This is a genomic window from Collimonas fungivorans (assembly GCF_028292705.1).
GTDB lineage: Bacteria > Pseudomonadota > Gammaproteobacteria > Burkholderiales > Burkholderiaceae_D > Collimonas > Collimonas fungivorans_B.
In genome coordinates, this window is the sequence record NZ_JAQGLV010000413.1 from 1 (window position 1) to 5031 (window position 5031).

General features: G+C 61.7%; 7 protein-coding genes. 3 read left to right on the plus strand and 4 right to left on the minus strand.

All coding sequences use genetic code 11. The annotated features are described in order from the left end of the window. Both JWQ61_RS21875 and JWQ61_RS21880 read right to left on the minus strand, forming a co-directional pair. Window positions 1-1151: chloride channel protein (locus tag JWQ61_RS21875; protein WP_304362380.1), on the minus strand; the 1151-nt coding region annotated here is incomplete at its 3' end. 10 nt (window positions 1152-1161) lie between these two features. After that, a complete protein-coding gene (locus JWQ61_RS21880) occupies window positions 1162-1569 on the minus strand; it encodes a MarR family winged helix-turn-helix transcriptional regulator (RefSeq protein WP_304362381.1) in 408 nt (135 codons plus the stop codon). Window positions 1570-1713: 144 nt separating this feature from the next. On the opposite strand from JWQ61_RS21880, the gene JWQ61_RS21885 reads away from it, so the two are divergent. Next, window positions 1714-2307: a YdeI family protein gene (locus tag JWQ61_RS21885; protein WP_304362385.1), complete on the plus strand. Its 594-nt coding sequence runs from the start codon at window positions 1714-1716 to the stop codon at window positions 2305-2307. Window positions 2308-2331: 24 nt separating this feature from the next. Here JWQ61_RS21885 and JWQ61_RS21890 read toward each other — a convergent pair whose 3' ends face one another. Next, complete coding sequence (locus JWQ61_RS21890; RefSeq protein ID WP_304362382.1) at window positions 2332-2703, minus strand: cupredoxin domain-containing protein; 372 nt, start codon at window positions 2701-2703, stop codon at window positions 2332-2334. Next, complete coding sequence (locus JWQ61_RS21895) at window positions 2700-3602, minus strand: metallophosphoesterase (RefSeq protein WP_304362383.1); 903 nt, start codon at window positions 3600-3602, stop codon at window positions 2700-2702. Before JWQ61_RS21895 ends, JWQ61_RS21890 begins: the two co-directional genes overlap by 4 nt. 199 nt (window positions 3603-3801) lie before the next feature. Here JWQ61_RS21895 and JWQ61_RS21900 point away from each other — a divergent pair, with 199 nt between their 5' ends. After that, window positions 3802-4308, plus strand: coding sequence for a sigma-70 family RNA polymerase sigma factor (locus JWQ61_RS21900; RefSeq protein WP_304362386.1), 507 nt, complete (start codon window positions 3802-3804; stop codon window positions 4306-4308). After that, window positions 4305-5031 (plus strand): anti-sigma factor (locus JWQ61_RS21905; RefSeq protein ID WP_304362384.1); only part of this gene is annotated, 727 nt, incomplete at its 3' end. The genes JWQ61_RS21900 and JWQ61_RS21905, both read left to right, overlap by 4 nt.

Here is a 5031-nt window from a genome sequence, read left to right on the forward strand (position 1 = left end):
GCGGCGGTGAGCGGCGCGCCCAGCACGCCGGCCAGCACCGCGGCCATGCACACCAGCGGCCACAAATGCGCATCGCCGCCCGGCAGCCATGGCGCCAGCACGGTGCCGAGGCCGGCGCCGATGATCAGCAGCGGCGCCAGCACGCCGCCGGAAGTGCCGGAGCCGAGCGCAATCACCCAGATCACGGCTTTCACCAGCAGCAGGCTCAGCGCCAGCTGCAAGGCCAGGTTGCCGTTGAGCAGGTCGCCGATCACATCGTAGCCGACGCCCAGCGCCCGCGGTTCGAAATAGCCGCCAATGCCGACCGCGATGCCGCCCAGCGCCGGCCACCACATCCAGTGCAGCGGCAGTTTGCCGAACAAGTCTTCGACCCGGTACAAGGCGGTCGACATCAGCGCCGACAACGCGCCGCCGAGGATGCCGGCGACGACGCAGGAGAATAGGGCGCTGAGGCCGATTTCCGGCGTCTGCAAGGGAAACAGCGGGCCGGCGTCCAGCAGCAGCGGCCGGGTGAATCCGGCTACCGCGCAGGCGACGATCACCGGCAGCAGGCTGCGCGGCCGCAATTCGAACAGCAGCAGTTCCACCGCCAGCAGCACCGCTGCAACCGGCGTACCGAACACCGCGGTCATGCCGGCCGTGGCGCCGGCCACCAGCAAGGTCTTGCGCTCGGCCGCGGTCAGGTGGAAATGCTGGGCGATCAGCGAACCGATGGCGCCGCCGGTCATAATGATCGGGCCTTCGGCGCCAAACGGGCCGCCGCTGCCGATCACGATACCGGACGACAGCGGCTTGAGGATGGCCACCTTTGCCGACATCTTGCTTTTGCCGAAAAGGATAGCTTCGATCGCCTCCGGAATCCCGTGGCCGCGGATTTTTTCCGAACCGAAGCGCGCGATCAGGCCGACGATCAGTCCGCCGACGACCGGCAGCACGATCACCCAGGCGCCGAGATGGTGGTCGGCGGGCGAGCGGGAAGCGAAAGACAGCGTCTGGTAGAAGAACAGGTTGGTGAACAGCCGGATCAGCTTCAGCAAGGCGTATGCCGCCAGTGTGCCGAAGCCGCCGATGAGCACTGCGATCAGGGAAATCCTGAGCAGCCGCGTGTCGGCTGCAAAATCGCGTTTGTGGAAGTGCTGCTTCGAGGACATGGTGGAGTTCTCAGGTGTTGATGGTCGGTACGCGGAAGATGTCGGCCAGGGTGTTCAGCTCGGCATGGTGCAATTCGGCTAGCTTGGCGAGGCAGCGTTCGCCGGCCGGCAGCAGGTGGATGTTGACCTGGCGGCGGTCGACCTCGCTGTTGCGGCGCTGCACCAGCTTGAGTTTTTCGCAGCGCGACACCAGCGCCACCACGCTGTGGTGTTGCGACTGCAGACGCTCAGCCAGCTCGCCGACGCTGGCCCAGTCGCGGCCGGGAGTGCCTTTCACATGCAGCAGCAGCAGGTACTGCTGGGGAGTGACGCCTTCGCCCTGGGCCGCTTCTTCGCTGAAGCGCAGGAATTTGCGGAGCTGGTAGCGGAATGTCGACAGCGCTTCGAAGTCTTGCTTTGAGAGTGTGTGGGATGGCATCTTGCGGCTTCTTCTTCGGGGTGGCGGAATTCTTGAGACCGCAAATATATCACAATACGATATATATTTCCCCAAGGCTGACATCGGCCTGTCGAATAGGAAAATAGTAATAAAATGCAACTTCCATCAACGCAGGAAGAGCAGATGAATCCGGATCGCAGCAAGGTTGTGGAGTTACCGACAGAACTTTTCGGCCAGCAAAAGGACTGGACCGCATGGTTGAAAAAGAACCATGGAAAATCGCCCGGCATCTGGCTGCGGCTGGCGAAGAAAAATTCTGAACAGGTCTCTGTTTCCTACCAGGAGGCGTTGGAGTCGGCGTTGTGCTACGGCTGGATCGATGGCTTGAAAAGGGCTGAAGATGCAGATTACTGGGTGCAGAAATTCACGCCGCGTTCAGCCAGGAGCATCTGGTCCAAGATCAACCGCGACAAGGCCTTGCTGCTGATCGAGAGCGGCCGGATGGCGCCGGCCGGACTCAAGGAAGTCGAGCGCGCCCAAAGCGATGGGCGCTGGGATGCTGCCTACGACTCGGCCAGCAAGTCGACCGTGCCGGCCGATTTCCAGGCGGCGCTGGACGCCAGTCCGCAGGCGCTGGCGTTTTTTACTACCCTTAATAGCGGCAATCGATACGCGCTACTGTTCAGGATCCAGACCGCCAAGAAAGCAGAGACGCGTGCCAAACGGATTCAGGATTTCACTCTGATGCTCGAAAGACACGAGAAATTCCATCCTTGAATCCTTGCTTCCTGCTGCCCCGGTTCAGGTGACGATCACCGTGCCGGTCATGCTTTCGTGGCCGGAGCCGCAAAATATATCGCAATGGAAAGGGAACTGCCCGGTCTTGTCGGGCGTGAAGCGGATCCGTGCGGTAGTCCCCGGCAGGATGTCGGCACGCACGCCAAAGTCGGACAGGGCGAATCCCATCACCACGTCCAGCGTGGTGAATTCCAGCGTCACCGGCTGGTTCTTTTTCAGGCGGATTTCGCCCGGCGTGAAATCGAATTTTTTTGCCACCACCTTGATGACGCGCTCCTGGGTCTGGGCGATCACTGCAGCGGCAGAAATCGCCAGGCCGGTTGCGCCTGCTCCGGCCAACAGCAGGCGCCGTTTATGGTTGATAGCCATGGTCATCCTTTCTGCACCGGCAATTCAACGATCTTGAAATCCGTCTTTGGCGCGGCTTCCGCGTCGATTTCGCGATAGCCGAGGCCGCGGTAGGGATACGCATCGTCCCAGGCCAGCGGCGTGCGTTTCGGCTGCGAACCGGGCGCCGGCAGCGGGAAGATCAGCGATTTGGCAGCGTGATGCGCGATGTGGCCAGTCATGTGGTGGTGTTCCTGGTGGATATGGCCGTAAAACACGGTCACGTTGGCATGCGGCATCAGCAGTTCCACCGCCTTGGCGCCGTCGCGGGTGGCCCAGTCCCATTGCGGATACAGGTCGAACAGGGGGCGGTGCGTGAACACCACGATGTTGGCGTCGGCCGGCAACGGCTGCAGCTCGGCGGCGAGCCATGCCAGTTGCGCCTCGCCTATGCTGCCGGCCGGGTCGGAGACATTGTCGAGCACGATGAAATGCACGCCTTTATGCTCGAAGCTGTAGTGGGTCTTGCCGAAAAATTCCTGGTAGGCGGCGCCGTTGTCGAGCGACGCATCGTGTTCGCCCGGCATGAAACGGACATCCTTGACCTTGAGGTCGGCGACGATCTCCTTGAATTCGCGCAGCCTCTTGCGGCGTTCCTGCGGATCGTCGGTGGTGTGCGTCAGGTCGCCGGTGAAGACGATGAAATCCGGCTGCTGCTCAAGGCTGTTGACGGCCTTGACCGCTTTCTGCAGCGTGCCGTGGGCGTCCGGATTGGGCGCTCCTTCGAAACCCCAGTGGGTGTCGGACAGCTGGACGAAAAAGAAGTCCTGGTAGGCGCTGCCTGCTTTGGCGGCGGCGCTGGCCCAGCCGCTCAGGCCGGAAACGTAGATAGCGCCGCCCAGTCCGGCCAGCTTGAGGAAACTGCGCCGTTTGATGGCATGGTCCATGATATCTCCCGTGGTTACCGTGGTTATTGCGATCACTTGATCGACAAAACCCTATACCGGTGTACCCTGTGATTTATTCCCGCATAAATCACTTTTTTTCGGGAATAAATTCTTCGCATCAGCGGTCTTGTATCTCATGAACCCTGGAAACGCGTGAATGATAGTTCCGACCAAAAAACAGCGATTCCAAACCAACGTAATGCCGCACTTGAACTCTGCGTTCAACCTGGCGTGCTGGCTCACGCGCAGCCGCCAGGATGCGGAGGACGTGGTGCAGGAGGCTTACCTGCGCGCCTTCAAGTTCTTCGACGGTTTTCACGGCGACGACAGCCGCGCCTGGCTGCTGACGATCGTGCGCAACACTTTCTACACCTGGTACCAGGAGCAGCAGAAGCAGCGGCAGGAGACGGCGTTCGACGAGGGCATGCATGATTTCAGCGCCGTCGACGTGGCCGGCATGGCATTCGCCGACAACAATCCGGAGACGCTGCTGATGCAGAAAGACAGCGAGCGCCAGCTGCAGCAGGCGCTGCACGCCTTGCCCCTGGAGTTTCGCGAGGTGATGGTGATGCGTGAACTGGAAGAACTGTCCTACAAGCAGATTGCCGCCATCGTCGGCATTCCCATCGGTACCGTGATGTCGCGCTTGGGGCGCGGCCGTAAATTGCTGGCGGCAATCCTTGCACCGGCCAGGCAGGAGGCATGATGGATCATCAGGAAACACTGGAGCTGTTGCCGGCTTTTGCAGACCAGGAGCTCGGCATAGTCGAAGCGCAGGAGGTGCAGCGCCATCTTGACAGCTGCGCCGATTGCCAGCGCGAGTATGCAGCGCAGCGCATCGTCAGCGCCCGCTTCAAGAAGGAGGCAGTGTATTTCGATGCTCCGCCGCACCTGGCGCATCGCATCAGCAGCGCCTTGCCGCCGGAGCCGGCGCGCGCCGGTTCCAGGCGTTTCAGCTGGATCAGCCTGGGCGGCGCCCTGGCGGCGGGGCTGGCGCTGGTCTGGAGCCTGGGTTTGTATCTCAACCTGCCGTCGGACCAGGAGCGGCTGACTGACGAGGTAGTCGCCAGCCATGTGCGTTCGCTGCAGGTCGATCACCTGTCGGATGTGGTTTCAAGCGACCAGCACACGGTAAAACCCTGGTTCAACGGCAAGCTGGATTTTTCTCCGCCGGTGGTCGACCTGGCGCCGCAAGGTTTCCCGCTGGTCGGCGGCCGCCTCGACTATCTTGGCGGCCGGCCGGTGGCCGCGCTGGTTTATCGGCGCGCCAGGCATCCCATCAATTTATACATCTGGCCGAGCAGCGAACGCGACGCGGCGCCGCAGTTGCAAAATCATCAAGGCTACCACCTGGTGCGCTGGACCTGGGACGGCATGAACTACTGGACGGTATCCGACCTGGCGGCAAATGAGCTGGAAAACTTCGTGG

What these genes read in the sequence shown, in the direction of transcription:
- JWQ61_RS21885 (WP_304362385.1), top strand. Translation starts at nt 1,714, where the DNA reads ATGAATCCGGATCGCAGCAAGGTTGTGGAGTTACCGACAGAACTTTTC.
- JWQ61_RS21900 (WP_304362386.1), top strand. Translation starts at nt 3,802, where the DNA reads ATGCCGCACTTGAACTCTGCGTTCAACCTGGCGTGCTGGCTCACGCGC.
- JWQ61_RS21890 (WP_304362382.1), bottom strand. Translation starts at nt 2,703, where the DNA reads ATGACCATGGCTATCAACCATAAACGGCGCCTGCTGTTGGCCGGAGCA.
- JWQ61_RS21895 (WP_304362383.1), bottom strand. Translation starts at nt 3,602, where the DNA reads ATGGACCATGCCATCAAACGGCGCAGTTTCCTCAAGCTGGCCGGACTG.
- JWQ61_RS21880 (WP_304362381.1), bottom strand. Translation starts at nt 1,569, where the DNA reads ATGCCATCCCACACACTCTCAAAGCAAGACTTCGAAGCGCTGTCGACA.